The sequence below is a fragment of the Colwellia sp. KS18-150 genome, assembly GCF_057551365.1.
Window position 1 is genome coordinate 143,508 of sequence record NZ_BAAJMC010000006.1, and the last position, 19,768, is coordinate 163,275.

The window sequence follows — 19,768 nt, forward strand, 5'->3', positions numbered from 1 at the left end:
GTACGAGCATTGTGTAATTAATATGAACAGCTATTTAGCTAAAAAATTTCAATTAATCGCTTATCTGCTCATTAATTAAATTTAATGGGCTTCATCCCAGTTATCACCTACACCAAATTCTGCAATTAATGGCACGCTGAGTTCTACAGCATTATTCATCAACTCAACCAACTTGGCTGTGGTTTCTTCAAGGATATCTTGATGAATTTCAAAAATTAATTCATCGTGTACTTGCATAGTCATTTTGATGCGATCATCATTCTTCTCTGTTAACCACTGTGACACGGCTAACATAGCTTTTTTGATAATATCGGCTGCTGTGCCTTGCATAGGTGCGTTGATCGCAGCACGTTCAGCAGCTTTTTTACGCATACCGTTTTTAGCGTTAATATCAGGCAAAAATAAACGGCGACCATATAAAGTTTCCACATAACCTTGCTCGCTCGCTGTTTGACGTGTGTCTTCCATATAGGTTAATACGCCAGGGTAGCGCTGAAAGTACTTATCTTGATATTCCTGTGCTTGATGGCGGCCAATATTTAATTGCTTTGCTAAACCAAATGCTGACATACCATATATCAAACCAAAATTAATGGCTTTAGCACTACGTCGTTGATCACTAGTTACCTCATCTAATTCAACAGCAAAAATTTCAGCGGCAGTAGCGCGATGGATATCTTTGCCTTCACTAAAGGCTGTAACTAGACCTTTATCGTTCGATAAGTGCGCCATAATACGTAATTCAATTTGAGAGTAATCGATGGCAACAATTTTATGATCTTTCGGGGCAATAAAAGCTTGGCGTATTTTTCGCCCTTGCTCGCTACGAATTGGAATATTTTGTAAATTTGGATCCGTTGATGATAAACGCCCTGTCGCTGTGACGGCTTGGTGATATGAAGTATGTACTCGACCGCTTTTATTACTCACCATTAGTGGCAGCTTGTCTGTATAGGTTGATTTTAATTTGCTCAGACCACGATTTTCTAAGATGATTTTCGGCAAAGGATAGTCTAACGCTAACTCTTGCAGTACTTCTTCTGCAGTAGATGGCGCACCTTTAGGTGTTTTTTTGATGACCGGGATTTTCAGCTCTTCAAATAAAATCTGCTGTAATTGCTTTGGTGAACCAAGATTAAAGCTTTTACCGGCTAAATTATGCGCTTCAATTTCTAGTTCATCTAATCGTTGGCCAATTGTTTGGCTTTGCTGATCGAGTATATGACTATCGATTAATACCCCTGTTTGCTCCATCTTAGCCAGCACAGGCATTAACGGCATCTCGATATCCCTATACACACTTAATTGCTCTGGGAGTTGCTCAAGTGCTGGAAAAATTGCTTGGTGCAAACGTAAAGTAATGTCCGCATCTTCGGCAGCATAATGGCCAGCTTTGTCGATATCAATTTGATTAAAAGTTAATTGTTTCGCACCTTTACCGGCAATATCTTCAAAATGTACGGTTTTATAATCAAGGTATTTTAACGCTAACGCATCCATATTATGACGAGTAGCAACGCTGTTATAACAATAGGATTCAATCATGGTATCAAAGTCTACACCTTGTAATTGGATATCGTAATGACTAAGCACATTGGCATCATACTTGAGGTTTTGACCTATCTTTTTAATGCTGTCACTTTCTAATAATGGTTTTAATTGCGCTAATACCCAATCTAGATCTAATTGCTCTGGCGCGCCTTCATAATCATGCGCCAATGGCACATAAGCCGCTTTTCCTGCTTCAACAGCAAAAGACAAGCCAACCAATTCAGCTTTCATATAGTCAATACTGGTGGTTTCAGTATCAAAGGCAAATGCTTTACTATTATTTAATGTTGCTAACCAGTTTTCAAAACTGCTTTTATCGAGAATGATATCGTAGTCGCTGTTTTCCACATCCACAGTGGTAACCTCAACCGCAGCAGAATTACTCGAGGCCGTTTTACTTGCCGATTGTTGACTGTTAGTGTCACCTTCACCTTTGGTAATGTCAGCGAGTAAACGTTTTAACTCCAAATCTTTATAAAGGTCAGTTAAAGTTGCAACATCAGCTTCAACAGGCGCTAATTGTTCAGCTGTTTGTTCAAGCTCAACATCACATTTAATGGTGGCTAACTGATAAGATAGCGGTAATTGCTCAAGCGCATCACGTAAGTTCTCCCCAATCTTACCTTTAACTTTATCGGCATTGGCTATCACTTCATCTAGTGTGCCGTGTTCAGTCAACCATTTAACCGCAGTTTTAGGACCACACTTAACTACACCCGGAATATTGTCGACTTTATCTCCCATTAACGCTAAATAATCGATAATTTGATCGGGACGCACACCAAATTTCTCAACAACGCCCGCTTCATCCATTTCAACATCAGTCATGGTATTAATCAGTCGAACATGCGGTGTTACCAACTGCGCCATATCTTTATCGCCAGTAGAGATAACGGTTTCTATACCTTGTTCACTTGCTTGTTTTGCCAGTGTACCGATAACATCATCGGCCTCAACGCCTGGGATCACTAATAAAGGTAAACCCATGGCCGCAATTATTTCATGCAATGGAGCAATTTGACTGCGCAAATCATCCGGCATAGGTGGACGGTTTGCTTTATATTCAGGATACATATCATTGCGGAATGTTTTGCCTTTGGCATCGAATATCACCACCACATTACCATTGGGGTAATCTTTTTTCAGGCTGCGGATCATATTTAATACCCCAGTGATCGCCCCTGTCGGACGACCATCGGCAGTCGATAATGCTTGTAGATAAGGAACATGATATGCACGGAATAAGTAAGATGAACCGTCGACTAAAATAAGTGGGGATAATGCAGAATTTGCAGCTAAAGTTGTCATAAAAAAGCACACTAAGATTGAGTATGCGCTAAGCATGCCACAAAGCAGCCATTTGCTCTACTGTCGAGTGACTATTATCACCTTACTTTTGTGGATAACTTTGTTGACAAGCGCAGAAAAACGCCAGAACAGGAAACATCGCTATTCTGGTGATTTCATTTATTTGTATGATTTTATTGAAAAAAGGTAAGAACAAAATCCTTCTAGCACACAATATTTTTTATTTTTGTTTTTGTGGATAAATATATTTATCTCCGTTACTTTTTCTTTTTATATTTTTGTACAAAAATACAAGCAGTAAAAATAACGTGCTAAGAGATTATCAGATTTTCAACGCATTACTAGTCAAATATTAAACTTTTTTTAAAGACTTTTGACGCCTGCAAAGAACAAAAAAACATAAGCCATAATTGGCGCGACCTAACAACTGTTCAACCAGTCAGTTTGACTAAAAGTTATTTTTAAAATTTCATATTTCTGTAATCTGTTTCAGTTTAGGGTGGTTATAAAATGGTAAACATTTTACACTGTAATAAATTAGTTATGCTCATGTTAATAACATGGGTATTCTTATTCAAACTACTGCTAAAAATATCTTATCTAATTAATGGAGTGTTAGATGCCGGTAATAAAAATATACAAAAAACTAAGCGCCTTTCAACGCGTCATCATTGCTCTGATATTAGGAATTAGTACAGGTATTTTTGTTGGTGAGCCAGCAGGTGATCTTGAAGTGATTGGTAATGTCTATATTAGATTATTACAAATGACGGTTTTACCTTATGTTTTAGTCTCAATTATTGGCGGCTTAGGGCGATTAGACAGTGACATGGCTGGCCGAATTGGTATGCGTGCTGTGAAAGTCATATTAATTATGTGGCTGTCAGTGATGCTGACACTCTTACTCCTGCCATTGGCTTATCCTAATTGGCAAACAAGTGGGTTCTTTAGTACTAGCATGGTAGCCGAGCCTGCCACCTTTAACTTTATTAAACTTTATATTCCTAGCAATATATTTGCTTCACTGTCTGAAACAGTTGTTCCCGCAGTCGTGCTTTTCTCCCTCTTGATGGGGGTAGCATTAATTCAAGTTAAAAATAAAGAGACCTTATTAAATCTAACCACTAATGTTGGTGATAGTTTAATGAAGGTTGCTTCTTATGTGGCTAAATTAGCCCCACTAGGGATTTTTGCTATTTCCGCTTCAGCCGCCGGCACCTTAGAAGTTGAAGAGTTAGGAAGGTTACAGGTATTTTTATGGGTGTATATCACTGCTGCAGCGCTGTTAGCTTTTGTTTTTTTACCGTTATTAATTCATTGGGCAACACCATTTTCTTACCGTGAAATTTTATCCACAGCGGGTGAAGCAGCTATTACCGCGTTAGCTACTGGAACCGTATTGGTAGTACTGCCGATGATAATCGAGCGCAGTAAAGAGCTATTAGCGAAACATAATATGGAGTGTGAAGAAACCGACTCCACTGTCGATGTCATGGTGCCAACCGCATACAGTTTTCCTAGCACAGGAACTTTATTAGGCCTTGGTTTTATTTTATTTTCAGCCTGGTATGTTGGTACTCCGCTTGGTCTAGATCAATACATTTCCTTTGTTATTATGGGAGCACTCACCGCCTTTGGTAGTATGGCGGTCGCCATCCCATTTTTACTTAATTACTTTGATTTACCCGCCGACCAATTCCAACTATATCTTTTAGGCAGTGTCGTAACCGCTAGATTTGCAACAGGTTTAGCAGCATTACATGGCTTTGTAGCAACCTTATTAGTTGCCTCTGCAGTTTTAAAAAAGATGAAATGGCATAAATTAATGCAAGCCATTGGCGTGCATTTGGGTATTACCTTTGCTGTTATGATTGGAGCTGGCTTTACTTTGAAAGCGTTAATTCCTTATAAATATGAAGGTGTACAAACGTTTGAGTCAATGCAGGCAATGAATACCCCTGTTAAGGTCGATTCGTATAAAGAACTCACACCGCTCTCTATTGATGAGCAGCAACAACCCAGATTAGATATAATTACTGCCAGAAAAAGTATTCGTGTTGGTTATTATAAGGCCAGTCTACCATTCGCATTTCGTAATAATAATAATAGTCTCGTGGGCTATGACATTGAACTATTGAATGAACTAGCGAAAGACCTTAATTTAAAAATTGCCTTTATTTATTTAAAAGACTACGGAAAAGAGGCTGAGCTACTCGCGAATGGTAGTGTTGATGTAACTATTGGTGGTCGTCCTATTACCCCGAGAAAAGCCTTATCAGTCTCCTTTTCAGAGCCTTATACCTACCATACAGCAGGTTTATTATTAAGCGATTCAAAACGTGATGCTTTTGCTAATTTATATGATATTCGCGCCATGAAAGAAGTAACGATAGGCGTTGGTAGGAGTACTTACTATCAGCACTGGGCAAAAGAACATTTTCCTAATGCGACTATTGTTGAAATTGATGATATTAGATCGTTTTTAAAAGGAAGAACTCCTAATGTAGACGCGGTTTTATTTTCCACTGAAGTAGGCTCAGCGTGGTCAATGCTTTACCCTGAGTTTTCTGCCATTATTCCTAAAGGTCTAAAACTCAGAGCTCCTGTTGGCTTAGTTTTACCAAAAGGACAAGCTGACTATGTGCAATTTATTGATACCTGGTTGCAGCTCAAAGAAGATAATGGCTTCCAACAAAAAGTCTATGATTATTGGATTCTAGGGCAGAACCCTAAAGCGAAAAAACCTCGATGGTCAGTTATGCATGATGTGCTTGGTTGGTAATCTTTTACTTAATTTCAGTTATAAACTAGATGTCAGCCTCAAAGCGTTCACTCTTTGAGGCTGACAATTGCTTAAAGAAAAAGCTAATCTACTGCCACAGCCTTGGCGTTAGGTCGACGAGGATCTGCAGCGCCAAAATAAAGCCCCTCTTTAATCAAAATACTTTGCAAGCTGCCTAACGAAGTAGATATTTGAACGTCATAGCCTTTTTGTTGTAACAAGGCTATCGAATCTGCCGAAATACCTTGCTCTACATACAAAATATCTGGTTGCCATTGGTGGTGAATACGTGGCGCATTTGTGGCCTGAGATATTGACATATCAAACCATAATACATTCACTATTTGTTGGAAAACTGAAGTAATTATTTTACTACCTCCCGGTGTCCCTGTGGCTAAATAAGGTTGGCCATCTTTTAGCACGATCGTTGGTGTCATAGAGCTTAATGGCCTTTTTTGCGCTTCAATAGCATTAGCTTGCCCGCCAACTAAACCATAACTATTAGGGCTACCGGGCTTAGCCGAAAAATCATCCATGGTATTATTCATTAATAACCCAGTCCCAGGAATAGTAACGCCACTACCATAATAGTGATTAAGGGTGTAAGTATTACTCACGACATTCCCATCTTTATCAACGACAGAAAAATGTGTGGTATCTGGACTTTCATACTGGCTAGGCTTGCCTGAATGTACCTGCGTGGAAGGAGTCACTTTACTTAGGCTTATTTTCTGGCTTAGCGCTTTAGCATAAGCCTTGCTAGTAATCCCCTTATCCGGTACTTCAACAAAGTCTGGATCACCTAAGTGTTGGCTTCGATCGGCATAAGCGCGTTTAAAGATTTCAGTTTGGTAATGCATCATGGCAGCGCTGCCTTGCGCGATACCTTCTAATGGTAACTGCTCTAACATATTCAGCATTTGAACTAGATGAACGCCCCCTGAACTTGGCGGCGGCATAGTAAAAATGTCATAGCCATTAAAACTACCTTTAATCGGTGTAATTTCTTTTACTTGATAATTACGCAAATCTTCTAAGGTGATATAGCCTTGCCCTTGCTCCATTGCTGAAACTATTTGACTCGCGATATCACCTTGATAAAAACCTGAAGCTCCTTCCTCGCTCAAGTATTGCAGAGTACCCGCTAAGTCAGGTTGCTTAAATAATTCTCCCGCTCGATATAATTGACAATTTTCTTTAAAAAATACTCGGCAAGTCTCCGAGTCTTCTTGCATACGCTTATGCTCTCGGCCAATAATTCTCACCATATCATCACTAACGATAAAGCCTTGTTGAGCAATTTTCAGTGCTGGCTCTATTAGCTCTGCAAACTCCATGGTGCCATAATGACGTAAAGCATACTCAAAGCCGGCTACAGTACCTGGAACACCTGAGGCGGCGAGTGACTCAAGCACTTTATGGTTGTCAACATTCCCCTCGCTATCAAGAAACATGTCAGCTTTTGCGGCTAAAGGTGCTGTTTCTCTATAATCGATAGCAATAGTTTTTTTAAGGTCTTGCAGATAGACCAACATAAAGCCGCCACCCGTTAAATTGCCAGCTCTTGGCAACACCACAGCTAACGCAAAACCTACTGCTACAGCAGCATCAACCGCATTGCCACCACGACGTAATATTTCAGCGCCAATATTGCTTGCTAATTCGCTTTGGCTTACCACCATTCCCTTGCGACCAATAACGGGATGGTGAATATCGTAATAATTAACAATCTTATTAAAATCGGTTACTGGAGGCGGTGTAATATTAGTTGTCGGTACTGTTTTCTCACATCCTGCTAACAGTAAAATTGATGAAGAGCATAACGCAACTGCTGATATGAGAGCACGAAAAGATGGTTGATTCACTAGTCATTACTTCCCGTGGTATTCATTAATATAAGCTTGACTATGCTGACTGATACTCGCATTGTAGGCTTTTTGTAATGACGGTAAAACCACTTCATCTGCTTCGCCGGTTAGCTCATCCATAAAGACTTTTTTAGCTTCAGTAGCAAGCACCAGAACATTGTCATATTTGCTATGACAAAAAGCCGCAAGAAAGCCTTTACCGTAAAAAATATCATTTTCTGCCGCGGTTAAATCAACACCATCGACTTTCATGTTTTGTAGGCAAGCTAACCAAGAGTCTATTACCGGACGCCACTTATCACTTTTTACCGAGGTTGTACCTAGATTAATTACCGGTAAATCTTGTCTTTCATGACGCTTAAAATTATATGAATGATTGTCATAAACGATACATTGACCAAAATCAGCCTGTAAGGCTTCAACAATCGCAGCAACAATACGATAAAACTGTGCATGTTTAGCCTGACTTTGAGCAATAGTTTCAATACTTAGTGGCTCTTTCCATACATCAACACCCCAAGCGGTTTCATAAACACATTCATCGGTATTACGATTTAAGTCATATTCATATCGAGAGTCATGGGCGATTAAGGTAATAGCTTGTTCACTAATAAAGCTGCCGGTGTAGGGATCTTCTTCATAATAACGCTGCGCTTTAGTTAATAAGCAGTTTTGTAAAAGCTCAGCCCTTAATTGGTCGCCATTATGAATCGCGGCTGACATGGCTGGTAAGTATTCTTCTATTTTAACGGTAAAAGCGCCACTGGTAATGGTTGCACTAAAGCACTCTCGTTTATTAATTTTACTGATAATTTCTTGCTCAGATAAGGTTTCCAAAACTAAAGATTCCATGTTATTCCCCTAATTAATATCTAAATATAGTAGCAATAATTCAACCATATCAAGATATTAATCAAGGGTATATAAGTTGTTAATTAAGATTTGTTATCTGAGCTCTAGAGAAGCTTTGATATAGTACTGGCACAACAAACAAAGTCAGCAAGGTTGCACTGACTAATCCACCAACAATAACTGTCGCTAAAGGTTTTTGAATTTCGGCGCCAACCCCTGTGGCCAATAGCATCGGCAACAAACCTAATAAGGACGTCAAGGCTGTCATCAATACCGGTCTCAATCTAGTACTGGCCCCTCTAAATATAGCCTCCTCAATTGCTGTACCGTTTGCTGAGATTTTTCTCACTTCATTATTAATGCTTTCAACCATCACGACACCATTTAATACCGCGACCCCAAACAGAGTTATAAAGCCCACCGAGCCGGGTACTGAGAGGTATTGTTCAGAAAAATATAAAGCCACTATGCCACCAATAATTGCCAATGGTACATTCACCAAAATAAGCAAAGCTTGCCCCAAAGAGTTAAAGGCAAAATACAATAGCAGCGCAATTAATAGCAACGACAAAGGCACAACAAGCATAAGTCTCTGCTGTGCCCGTTGTTGTGATTCAAATTGACCGCCAATCTGTATGCTATAGCCACTAGGCAATACAACTTTCTCAGCAATATTTTCAGTGATATCCCTAACAACGCTGCCCATATCTCGCCCTTGTACATTGACTTGAATGACAACCCGCCTTTGCACATCATCACGCCTTACTTGTGGTGGACCCGAGGTTATATTGATATCGGCAATATCCGCTAACCGTAGCCAAGCACCTGACTTTGATCGTAAGCGTAGCTCTTTAATGGCACTTATATCTTGTCGATATTCCGGTGCTAAACGCACGTAAATATCATAGCGCTCATTGCCGTCGATAATTTGTCCTGCACTACTGCCACCTAGGCCATCTCGTACCAAGGACATCACTTCAGCAACCGAAACACCATAACGTGATAACTGCCGACGTTTTGGCGTGATCACTAATTGGGCTTCACCAGTAATTTGCTCCATGGCAACATCTTTAGCACCATCAATTTCACCAACCACTTGAGCTATTTGTTGACCTTTTTGCGCCAGTACCTGCAGATCTTTACCAAACAGCTTTATCGCCAACTGTGCTTTAACACCCGATAACAATTCATCGACACGGGTAGCAATGGGCTGGGAAAAAGTAAATAACAAACCCGGAAACTGCTCAAGCTTCGTGAGCATTTTTGTTTGCAACTCAGCACGAGTTTCTCCACTTTGCCACTCATGTATTGGTGCTAAGCCGATATAAATTTCAATGTTATTAACTGGCTCAGGATCCCCTCCTACTTCAGGACGCCCTACTCGACTTAACGCATATGTCACTTGAGGAAAATCCAGCAGCATCTCTTCTAATTTCGGAGCCACACTAAGCGCTGTATCTAAACTCGCTGAAGGGGATAAGGTAACTCTAAGGTTTATCGTTCCTTCCTCTAATTCAGGCACAAATTCAGTACCCAAATGTGGTAATAAAACTAAACTAGCCACCAACAGTGAAAATGCGCCTGCAACAACAACCTTCTTTTGCTTTAAGGCGATTGTTAATATCTTTTTGTATAAATTTTCCAAGTTAGAAAGTATCGGGTTATGCCTTACTTTCAGCCCGGACTTAAATAAAATACTCGCTAAAGCTGGTACTATAACTAAAGAAACAAATAAAGCCGCCACCATAGCAAGCATTATACTGACCGCCATAGGCTGAAATAATTTAGCCTCAACCCCTTCAAAGCTAAACAATGGCAGGAATACTACCAAGATAATGGCACTGGCAAAAAATATCGGCCTTGCCACAGATTGAGCTGCTTGCCTCACCACCTCTTTGATTTGTTTTTTGTCTAGTGAGTTATGTTCACTTTGAGCCTTATTTAAATACTTGAAGATATTTTCCACCATAACAACAGCGCCATCTACCAGCATGCCAATAGCAACCGCTAAACCACCTAATGACATCAAGTTTGCCGATATGCCAAGCCAAGCCATAATCATCAATGCCAACCCAATAGATACAGGGATTGATAATAAAACCAAGAAGGTCGCAGATAAATTAAGTAAAAATAGCGCTAAGACAATAATGATAAAAACAAAAGCTATCAACAGTGCTGTAACGACGGTTTCAATTGCGTTTTCGATCAAACTTGATTGATCATAGAGCACTTCAAACTCGACACCTGTAGGTAGAGCTTGATTGATGATGTTGGATTTTTCTTTAATACCATCAATAGTACTTTTGGTATTCGCACCTAAACGCTTTAATACTATGCCGGTTACTACTTCACCAAGGGCTTCCACTTGACCCTGTTCATTTCTTCGCGACATAGTGACGGCACCTTGGCGAATTTCACTGCCCATTTTCACTTCTGCAACATCCCCTACAGTTACCACAACGCCAGAAAGGGTTTTAATCGGTATTTGCTCTATTTGCTGTAAAGCTGATGTGCCAGATTCAAGCCAACCTAAGCCACGAATCACCAATTGCTCTTGCCCTCGATTTAAGTACCAGGCACCAACATTTTGATTATTGTCCTCAATAGCAGCCATTACTTGTTGCTGATTTAATTCATAAGCAAGTAGACGAGATGGATTCAGCTGCACTTGGTACTGTTTCACATCACCGCCAAAAGACAGCACTTCGGTTACTCCATCTACCGGCATTAAAAGCAATTTTACTAAGTAATCATTTAAGCTTCTCAGTGCCATGGTATCTATACCTGAATCGGCATCAGCAGTTAGTAAATACTGGTAAACCTGTCCTAACCCTGAGGTATTCGGCCCAATTTCTGGGTTAGCCATACCTTCAGGTATTAATTCTTTAGCAGCCTGCAGTCGTTCAAATACTAGCTGTCTGGCAAAGTAAATATCTGTGCCTTCCTTAAACACTATTGTGATACCTGACAAACCAGTTTTAGAGATTGAGCGAACTTGCTCAACATCCGGTAAAGCATACATTACTGCTTCAATCGGAAACGTGATCAGCTGCTCGACTTCTTCTGCAGCCAACCCAGGTGCCTCAGTATTAACAGCAACCTGCACGTTTGTTACATCAGGAAAAGCATCTAAATTTAATTTGGGAATAATAACCATGCTGCTTAGCATTAATCCCACTAATGCCATGATCACCAATAAAGCATTATTTATCGACCAATTAATTACTGATTTCAACATCATTGACTCCAAAAATTAATGGTTATGGGTATCAAAACCAGCTTTCGCTGATTGTGAGGCAATGAAAAAAGCACCCGTCATCACAACTTGGCTATCACTAGCTAAACCTTTAACTTCTTGCCAAGTCTGCCATGTTTTGCCTTCTTCAACCCAAACGCGATATTCACCTCCTAATTCAACCTCTTGTGGCCTAAAAGATATACTCTCATCATGGTCACTCATTTCTAGGGCATTATGTTCATGCTCTTCATTCGTTGATTGTACATACAGTATCCAGTCACCATCTTCACCTAATATTAATGCCGATTGAGGAACAGCCATAACTGTAGTTTGTGGTGTAATAGAAAAATATACATCAACAAATATACCTGGATGCAAACTATGATCAGGGTTGCTAACTTTTAAGCGAATAACACGTGTGCGTGTTTCGACTTCAATAGTGTGGCCTTGCTGTATAACTTCTGCAGTAAATAACTGCTCTTCATTACCTACACCAAAAACAATTTCCGCCCGATTACCCTCTTTAAGGTCAATTTGATTATTTGCCGCTAAACGGGCTTCAATCCACAACTCTGTTTCATCACTTAATTCCATAATGGTATCGCCAGCAGACACTCTTTGTCCTTGTTGAAAGTCATCAGACAATACGGAGCCACCACGTTCAGCTACTAAGGTATATTCACCTAATGCTGAATCTTTATTAGTCCCAACAGCTTCAATCGCCATTTTACTTAAGCCATAGGCTCTCAACCGCGAAAATGTGGCAATATAATTAGTTTTCGCATTCAAGAGTTCGCTATCACTAATAATATTTTTTCCGACATTTTCTGCTCGTTTCCAATCAGCATAAGCGATACGGTAATTTGCTTGTGCTTCTGCAACAGCCTCACTAAATAGTGACACCAACGCCTGACCTTGCTTTACATGCTCTCCTAAAATAGCGTGTCGACGTAAAATGACCGACTCCACTCTAGGTGAAACTAAATAGCTAGTGTAGCCATTGGCTTTAACTTCACCCGGAGCATAAAGGCGCTGCTTCCTATATTTTGACGTGACTTTCGCTACACTAATATTGGCTAACTCTACTTGTGCTTGAGAAAAAGATATCGCTTGCTCATCCTCTTCATGACTATTTTTCGCTGTGGTAGAAAAAGCATTACTGCTAATAAATAAAAGTGAGATAACTGCGAGCATAAATGGCACAGCTAATAAGTATTTTTGGATCGTAGAATTCATAATTAACTCGTAAAAATTTAAATTTGTTAAAAACGCTATCTACAACAGAAGATCAAACTAAAGCACACTTATTTTGGTGTCGACATCGCGCGAAAGTGCAATCGGACTCTTACGAGAGCCTGATAGTATTAACAAGTAGATAGCGTTAAGTTGGCCATTCTCATAAAGCAAAACGCTATCAAGCGAAACTTTGAACTGATTAATGGCTATAAATAGAAAAACGAATTAAAAAATGGGTGGGCGTAAATCAGGACTAACAAGATTAGAGCTAAAAAAGTTTTTAGATGTGATTAATTGATGCACTTTTTGCTTGGCAAAAGCCTGCAAAGACTCTAATTCAACAAAAACTATTGAGCTATGATGACAGTGATGTTGATGGCAGTCTGGATGTTCTTCCGAATCAAGATGTTTGCTATGATTATCATCAATGCCAACAAGTTGATTCGCTGAGCTGTGAAGCTTAGTACTATAATCATGAGCACTTTCTTGGTGACTCAATTCATGTGAATATTGATGCGTAGTAGTTAAATCTGGGATCGAAAATACCGACTGCACAGCAATCAGCATTACTACCAAAAAAGAAATATATACACGCATGAAAACAGTCTAACCGTAAATATCAACAGTTAGACTTTACCAGAACCGCACCAAATTAGCACTAGGCTATATTGTAACTAAAATATTAACCTTTGCTTTCAGTTGTTAGTACTTTTGCTAAGGCTGGATTGACAGTTTGCTGACACTTTTCATCGTAAAGAGAAGCTGCATAAGTATGTAAAACTGCTATAACCAGCTCATACACCAAACATTACCAATATATTGATTTAATTAACTTTAACACTAACTCATCGTAACAAATTCTTCTGCTGAAGTTGGATGTATTGCAATGGTATTATCAAAATCTGCTTTCGTAGCGCCCATTTTCATGGCCACAGCAAAACCTTGTAATAACTCATCACTACCAAAGCCGATACTATGCAAGCCTACTATTTTCTCGTCTTTGCCTGCACAAATTAGTTTCATGCGAGTAGGATCTCGATATTCTTCAGTGATAGCTTGATATAGCGCGGTGAATTGTGAATTATAAACGCAGATATTATCTTCACCATATTCAGCAACGGCTTCAGCTTCGGTTAAACCTACAGTACCAATTACAGGGTGACTAAAAACTACAGTCGCGATACCAGAGTAATCTAGGTGCTCTTCTGGTTTATTATTAAATAAACGTTCACATAAACGACGTCCCGCAGCGACAGCAACTGGCGTTAACTGTGCTCGACCTGTGTTATCACCTACCGCATAAATACCATTTACATTGGTGTTTTGATATTTATCCGTTTCAATAAAACCTCGCTCGTTGAGGTGTACGCCAGCGAGATCTAAATTAATATTATCTGTCGCAGGCTCTCTACCAATCGCCCATACTAGTTTTTCAACAGGACCTATTGATTGACCATTAGTTAAGTGCACCACTAAGTTGTCATCAGACAATTTCTCTATACGTTCAGGTGTACTGTGGTTGTGGAGAGTTGGCCCATGCTTAGCCATTTGTTCCACTAGGGTGTTACTGAGCATATCATCAAAGCTACGCAATGGTTTTTCATTACGAACCAGTAAATGTGTTTGTGTTCCTAAACCGTGAAACACACCAGCAAGTTCAACGGCGATATAACCTGCCCCTACAACGGCAACTGATTTTGGCTGCTCTGTTAAGGCAAAAAAGCCATCTGAGTCAATACCGTATTCTGCCCCTTCAATATCAGGAATAGAAGGTCGACCACCTGTAGCAATAGTTATATGATCTGCGGTGTATAAAGTGCCATCGACTTCAACGGTATTTTTATCTACAAACTTAGCAAAACCATTAATGACAGTCACTTCATTGGCATCAAAACCTCGTTGATAAGCAGCATGAATGCGCTCTATATAAGCTTCACGGTTTTTAACCAGTAATGACCAATCAAAACCTTGATCTTCAACTTTGAAACCATAATCACGAGCATATTTTAATGCATCACTAATTTGTCCGGCGTACCACATCGCTTTTTTAGGCACACAACCCACATTAACACAGGTGCCGCCAATGTATTTTGCTTCAATAACTGCGGCTTTCTTGCCTAGTTTTGCTGCTCTATTTGCCGAAGCAATTCCGCCACTACCGCCGCCGATAGATATATAGTCAAAATGTTGTGTCATAATAATTTCCAAAGCATTGTTTTGAGTGGATCAGGCAAAACTACAATATTTGAAGCTGCCGATAGTGCACCACAAGTTTCAAGTGTAAATATAAGTAATATAGATATGGGCATTAAAGAAAATTATTCAATCTACATATAAAATCTATTAACCCTTATTAGATGTTAATTCTATTTTATTAGCAGATAAATATTCACCAATCGTTTTTTCATCAACAGGCTTACAGTACAAATACCCCTGTATGAAGTGGCATTGCCGCTGTGTTAAATAATTTAGTTGCTCCAATGTTTCAACACCTTCGGCAATACAATGCATATTTAACCGTTTTGCTAAAACAAGGGTAGTATCAACAATGGCTTCATCAGCTTTTTCTTGACCAATACCTGCAACAAAACTTCGATCTATCTTGATAATATCCAGTGGTAATTGCTTTAAATAGGATAATGATGAAAAGCCAGTACCAAAATCATCCAAAGCAAGCACTACGCCCAACTCAGCTAATCGTTTCATCGTTCTTATTGATTGCTCAGGCTCTGATATCAACGCACTTTCTGTCACTTCAATTTTTAATTGTTTGGCTGGTAAATCATGCTTTTTTAATAGCGCAATAATATAGTTAACCAAACATTCCTTAGCGAAATGCTGCGGAGAAATGTTCACCGATAAATATAAACCTTCTCGCACGCTATGCCATTTTTTTAAATCGACTAAACCTCGCTCTAAAGCTGACTCAGTCATAGGGATGATCAAACCCAATTCTTCTGCAATATCAATGAAGCCCGCAGGAGCGATTAATCCTTCGCTACTCTGCCAACGCATTAATAACTCAAAACCAACCGCCTTGCCTGTATGCGCATCGATGATAGGCTGATAATGATTAAAAAACTCATCATTATTGTAGGCCAATTTTACACTCGACTCTTTCGATAACCTCTGATTTGCTTCTAAGTTCATTCGCGAAGTGAAAAACTGAAATGTATTACGCCCTAGTTGTTTTGCATGATACATAGCAACATCTGCATGCCTTAATAATGCATTACAGTCTTTTGCATCGTCAGGATATAAAGCGATACCAATACTAGCTCCGACAATGACTTTATTCTCTTGTAATGTTACAGGTTTCCCTACAGTAGTTATTATACGCTGCGCTATTTGCCCTAACTTATTAACCCCTTGAAAAGACTCTATTAACACAACAAATTCATCACCACCAATACGTGCAACTGTATCGTCGCCTCGCAATAACTCAGATAATCGACGCGTTACTTCAACAAGTAATAGGTCTCCATTGTCATGACCCAAAGAATCATTAACTTGTTTAAATTTATCTAAATCAATAAAAAATAGCGCAATAGATGTTTTATTTTGTTTCGATATTTCAATCGCATGCTTAATGCGCTCTAATAATAAGCTTCGGTTAGGCAAATCAGTTAAATAATCATAATTAGCTAAGTAACGAAGTTCTTTTTCCGCCGCTTTTTGTGCGCTTATATCAGTAAATACACAGACAAAGTAAAGTCTTTTAGTTGCGTCATCCATCCCAACGTTAATATTTACAATAACATGAAACTCTTCGCCAAAGTCTGTGGTTACCAACTCCTCGCCACGCCAATGTTCCCCTTCTTTTAGTGAAGGTAATAATTGTTTATAAAATTGCCAACGAGGCTTGGTTAACCCAAGTAATTTACTATTAAATTGAAAGTTTTCATCCGGCCAATCAAATGCACTTCGTAATGACTGGTTGGCGGTAACTTGAGTAAAACTATCATTAACAATAAGTACCCAATCATTAGTTTGCTTAAAAGCATCACCATAATATTGACTACGAACTTCCTCAGCTCGGGTTTGGGTAATATTTGTATAAGATCCTGTGATGCGGCTTACCTGCTGCTCATCGTCTAGGCTAACTATTTTCCCTAAATCTTTATACCAAAGCCAATGACCATCGGCGTGTTTCAATCGGTATGTGCATGAAAAAGTATCTTCTGAATTATTAGCTGTTATAAATGCTTGCCAACGTGATAAAAACTTCTCCTTATCATCAAAATGAATGAGTGCTACATGCTCATCAAAACTATGCGCTGTTGCTAAATCAACATAACCTAACTCTTGGGAGATACGTTTGCCAAACATTAAATTATTGTTGGCCTGCCAATCCCATACCTCACTGTTACTACCTACTAATGCTAACTGTAGACGGTTCTCCCTGAATTTAATTTCTTCATGATCAGCCAGTAGTTGTTGTCGTTGTTTCAGCCGTCTATATAACCAAAGCCCTGAAATTAACAAAAGAATCCCAGCATAAACAGCATAAGCAAAAGGCGATTGTAGTGGTGCATAACTTACGTTAATCGCAATTTGTTTGCTTGGAGAATATTCGCCGGTAAAAGGAGAGATAGCACGCACAGATAAAATATGCTTTCCAGAAGGAAGATTTGGAAACGTGATTTTATTTTCAATCGTTGCCGGATAGGTGACTGGGCTGTTTCCTATAAGTTGATACTCAAAAATTACATCTTGTTTGTCAGCATTGGAGAGTGTCGAAAAATCGAACCGAATGCCTACATCGTCATACTTCAGCTGTACTGTTTCTTGTTGACTAATTAACACGGGTAGATCTAAAGATCGTGATATTACATCAATACCAGTATTATAAACTTGAATATCGTTTTCTACGTGTTTATTTTTTAAATGCAAAGGGTCAAAAATGCTAACTCCTTCCATTGAACCGTAAATCAGCTGCCCTTCCTTAAGCTTTAACTTAGCACCAAAATTAAATTCCATTGCTGATAAGCCATCATCAATAGTAAATTGACGAATATGCTGTTCATTACTATAGAGTAAAAAGAGTCCTTTATGCGTTGAAAACCATAAATCTCCATCGTTATCAGTAAGTAAACTGTAAACGTTGTTGTCTATTATAGAATTATTCCTATGATAGAAATATTTTTTTTCAAAGGAAGGATAGTCTAAACCTATTAAACCAACTGTCGGATAACTTAACCAAAACACATTGTTTTTATCAATAACCCAGCTATCAAAGGAGCCAAGTTTATTGTCAGAAATACCTTCATGTTTATAAAGTAGCCTTACCGTTTTGCTCTCTAACTCATATCCCCATAAACTATCTTTAGTACTAAATAACATGGTGCGAGTGTCAGGGAGGAGCCCATAAAAACTATATATTTCATTAATTGCAACTTCGGAAGTAATGCTCAAAAAATCATCAACACTACCTGATTGCAAATCAACCATCACCGCATTGTCTTCATATACCAGCCATAGGTACCTTTGTTCCTGTAGATATACCGCATAGTGTTCTTTGGATAAAATTTCTGATACTTCATCACTAAAGTCCGGATCAATGATTTGTTTTGTCTGAGGGTCGTATATCAAAATCCCCTTTGCAGTCGATAACATTAAACTGTCATTAAGGTAATTGTAAATTTGATAAATATGGTTTTCTGTAAATTGGTTTTTGCTATTTTCCGTTAAAAAATATTGCTCGATATTTTCTTCTTTATCATTGACTAAATTAAACCCTCGGCTCGTGCCCACCCAAAAATGATTGGCATCATGCTTGTGCTTTTCAATTGTCCAAACAGCATTATGGCTGAGGTTTTTATCTACATTTTTACCATAACGGTAATTGCGAATTATAGATCGGTTTGGATCCCATGAATAAACTCCTGATGTTTCAGATCCGAGCCAAAAGGTACCGCTTTTATCGCTTGCTAATGAGATAATGGTATTGTTGGAAACATTTTCATAATAATCGCTAAAACCAAAGAGAAAGTTTGCTTGTTGCGTCAACATTTCAATTTGATGTAAGCCTTTATTACTCGCAACATAAAGTTGCTTATTGGTGTATAAAAGCTGCCAAATAGAAGCGTCTTTTAACACTTGGTTATAAGTTACATAAGAGTGGTCACTGTGAAGGTAACTCTCAACTTCTTGGATATTTACACTGAAGACTCCGTCGTTAGTGCCAATAAATAACGTGTCGTTATTGATAATAGCTAACGTATAACTTTTACTGGCTTCAAATAGATTGTAATCATTCGATTTATTAGCTTCTGACAAACCATCAATCTTTCGAAGCTCCCCTGTACTAATAATATAGCCATATACTCCGATACGTGTGGCGATATACAATATTTTATTATGATGTTTAACTTGATAAATAATATCTTTATTTCGCAGCTTTGCAGATAAATCAATGGTTGTTCCGAATTGGTTCTCTTCAGGGGAGAAAAAACTAACAGCTTTAGAGGTAGCTACCCAATAACCATTAATGTCGGCATTATCCTTACCTTCGACAACATCGATTGCGTATTGTTTTCTAGTTGCATTAAATACAAGCTGGTATTTATTGGTTTTGGGATCAAAGCGATATAACCCTTCATCGGTATTAATCCAAATCCAGCCCAAACTGTCTTGTTTAACAGTATATATACTCGCATTTATAAATTGATTATTTGGGCCAGGTAATTGCTTAATTGTATAACCATCATAAATGTTCAAACCACTATCTGTTGCTAGCCAGAGAAAGCCACTTTCACTGGCTAAAATAGAATTAACTGTTCCTTGAGATAGCCCTTCCTTAATAGAAAACTGCTCTAATAATAAGTTTTTTACTTTACTCTCTTCACTTGCAAGAGCATTAACTTTCAAAAAAAGAGATATAATAATTAATAATATAGCTTGCCAAGTATGCATCTTTTTCACGCCATGAAA

At 38.8% G+C, this 19,768-nt stretch carries 9 protein-coding genes; 1 reads left to right on the plus strand and 8 read right to left on the minus strand.

What is annotated here, in order from left to right; all coding sequences use genetic code 11:
- Positions 1-81: 81 nt before the first annotated feature.
- Positions 82-2,859, minus strand: coding sequence for a DNA polymerase I (polA, locus tag AC27IF_RS10525; RefSeq protein WP_487054241.1), 2,778 nt, complete (start codon positions 2,857-2,859; stop codon positions 82-84).
- A gap of 619 nt (positions 2,860-3,478) precedes the next feature.
- Between polA and AC27IF_RS10530 the strand changes: the two genes are divergently transcribed.
- Entirely contained in the window at positions 3,479-5,641 is a 2,163-nt protein-coding gene (locus AC27IF_RS10530; RefSeq protein ID WP_487054242.1) for a cation:dicarboxylate symporter family transporter, read from the plus strand.
- Between the two features lie 83 nt (positions 5,642-5,724).
- Here the strand turns inward: AC27IF_RS10530 and ggt are convergent, their stop codons facing one another.
- The 7 genes from ggt to AC27IF_RS10565 all read right to left on the minus strand — a co-directional run bounded on the left by ggt (position 5,725) and on the right by AC27IF_RS10565 (position 19,750).
- Positions 5,725-7,506, minus strand: coding sequence for a gamma-glutamyltransferase (ggt, locus tag AC27IF_RS10535; protein ID WP_487054244.1), 1,782 nt, complete (start codon positions 7,504-7,506; stop codon positions 5,725-5,727).
- A gap of 6 nt (positions 7,507-7,512) precedes the next feature.
- Positions 7,513-8,361, minus strand: a complete 849-nt coding sequence (locus AC27IF_RS10540; protein ID WP_487054245.1) for an N-formylglutamate amidohydrolase — start codon at positions 8,359-8,361, stop codon at positions 7,513-7,515.
- A 79-nt stretch (positions 8,362-8,440) separates the two neighbouring features.
- The gene (locus AC27IF_RS10545; protein WP_487054247.1) at positions 8,441-11,599 is read right to left on the minus strand and encodes an efflux RND transporter permease subunit; all 3,159 of its coding nucleotides are present in this window, start codon (positions 11,597-11,599) and stop codon (positions 8,441-8,443) included.
- Positions 11,600-11,614: 15 nt separating this feature from the next.
- Entirely contained in the window at positions 11,615-12,835 is a 1,221-nt protein-coding gene (locus AC27IF_RS10550) for an efflux RND transporter periplasmic adaptor subunit (RefSeq protein WP_487054249.1), read from the minus strand.
- Between the two features lie 225 nt (positions 12,836-13,060).
- The gene (locus tag AC27IF_RS10555; RefSeq protein WP_487054251.1) at positions 13,061-13,432 is read right to left on the minus strand and encodes a hypothetical protein; all 372 of its coding nucleotides are present in this window, start codon (positions 13,430-13,432) and stop codon (positions 13,061-13,063) included.
- Positions 13,433-13,675: 243 nt separating this feature from the next.
- Positions 13,676-15,031, minus strand: a complete 1,356-nt coding sequence (gene gorA, locus AC27IF_RS10560; protein WP_487054253.1) for a glutathione-disulfide reductase — start codon at positions 15,029-15,031, stop codon at positions 13,676-13,678.
- Positions 15,032-15,178: 147 nt separating this feature from the next.
- Positions 15,179-19,750, minus strand: coding sequence for an EAL domain-containing protein (locus tag AC27IF_RS10565; protein ID WP_487054297.1), 4,572 nt, complete (start codon positions 19,748-19,750; stop codon positions 15,179-15,181).
- Positions 19,751-19,768: the final 18 nt, after the last annotated feature.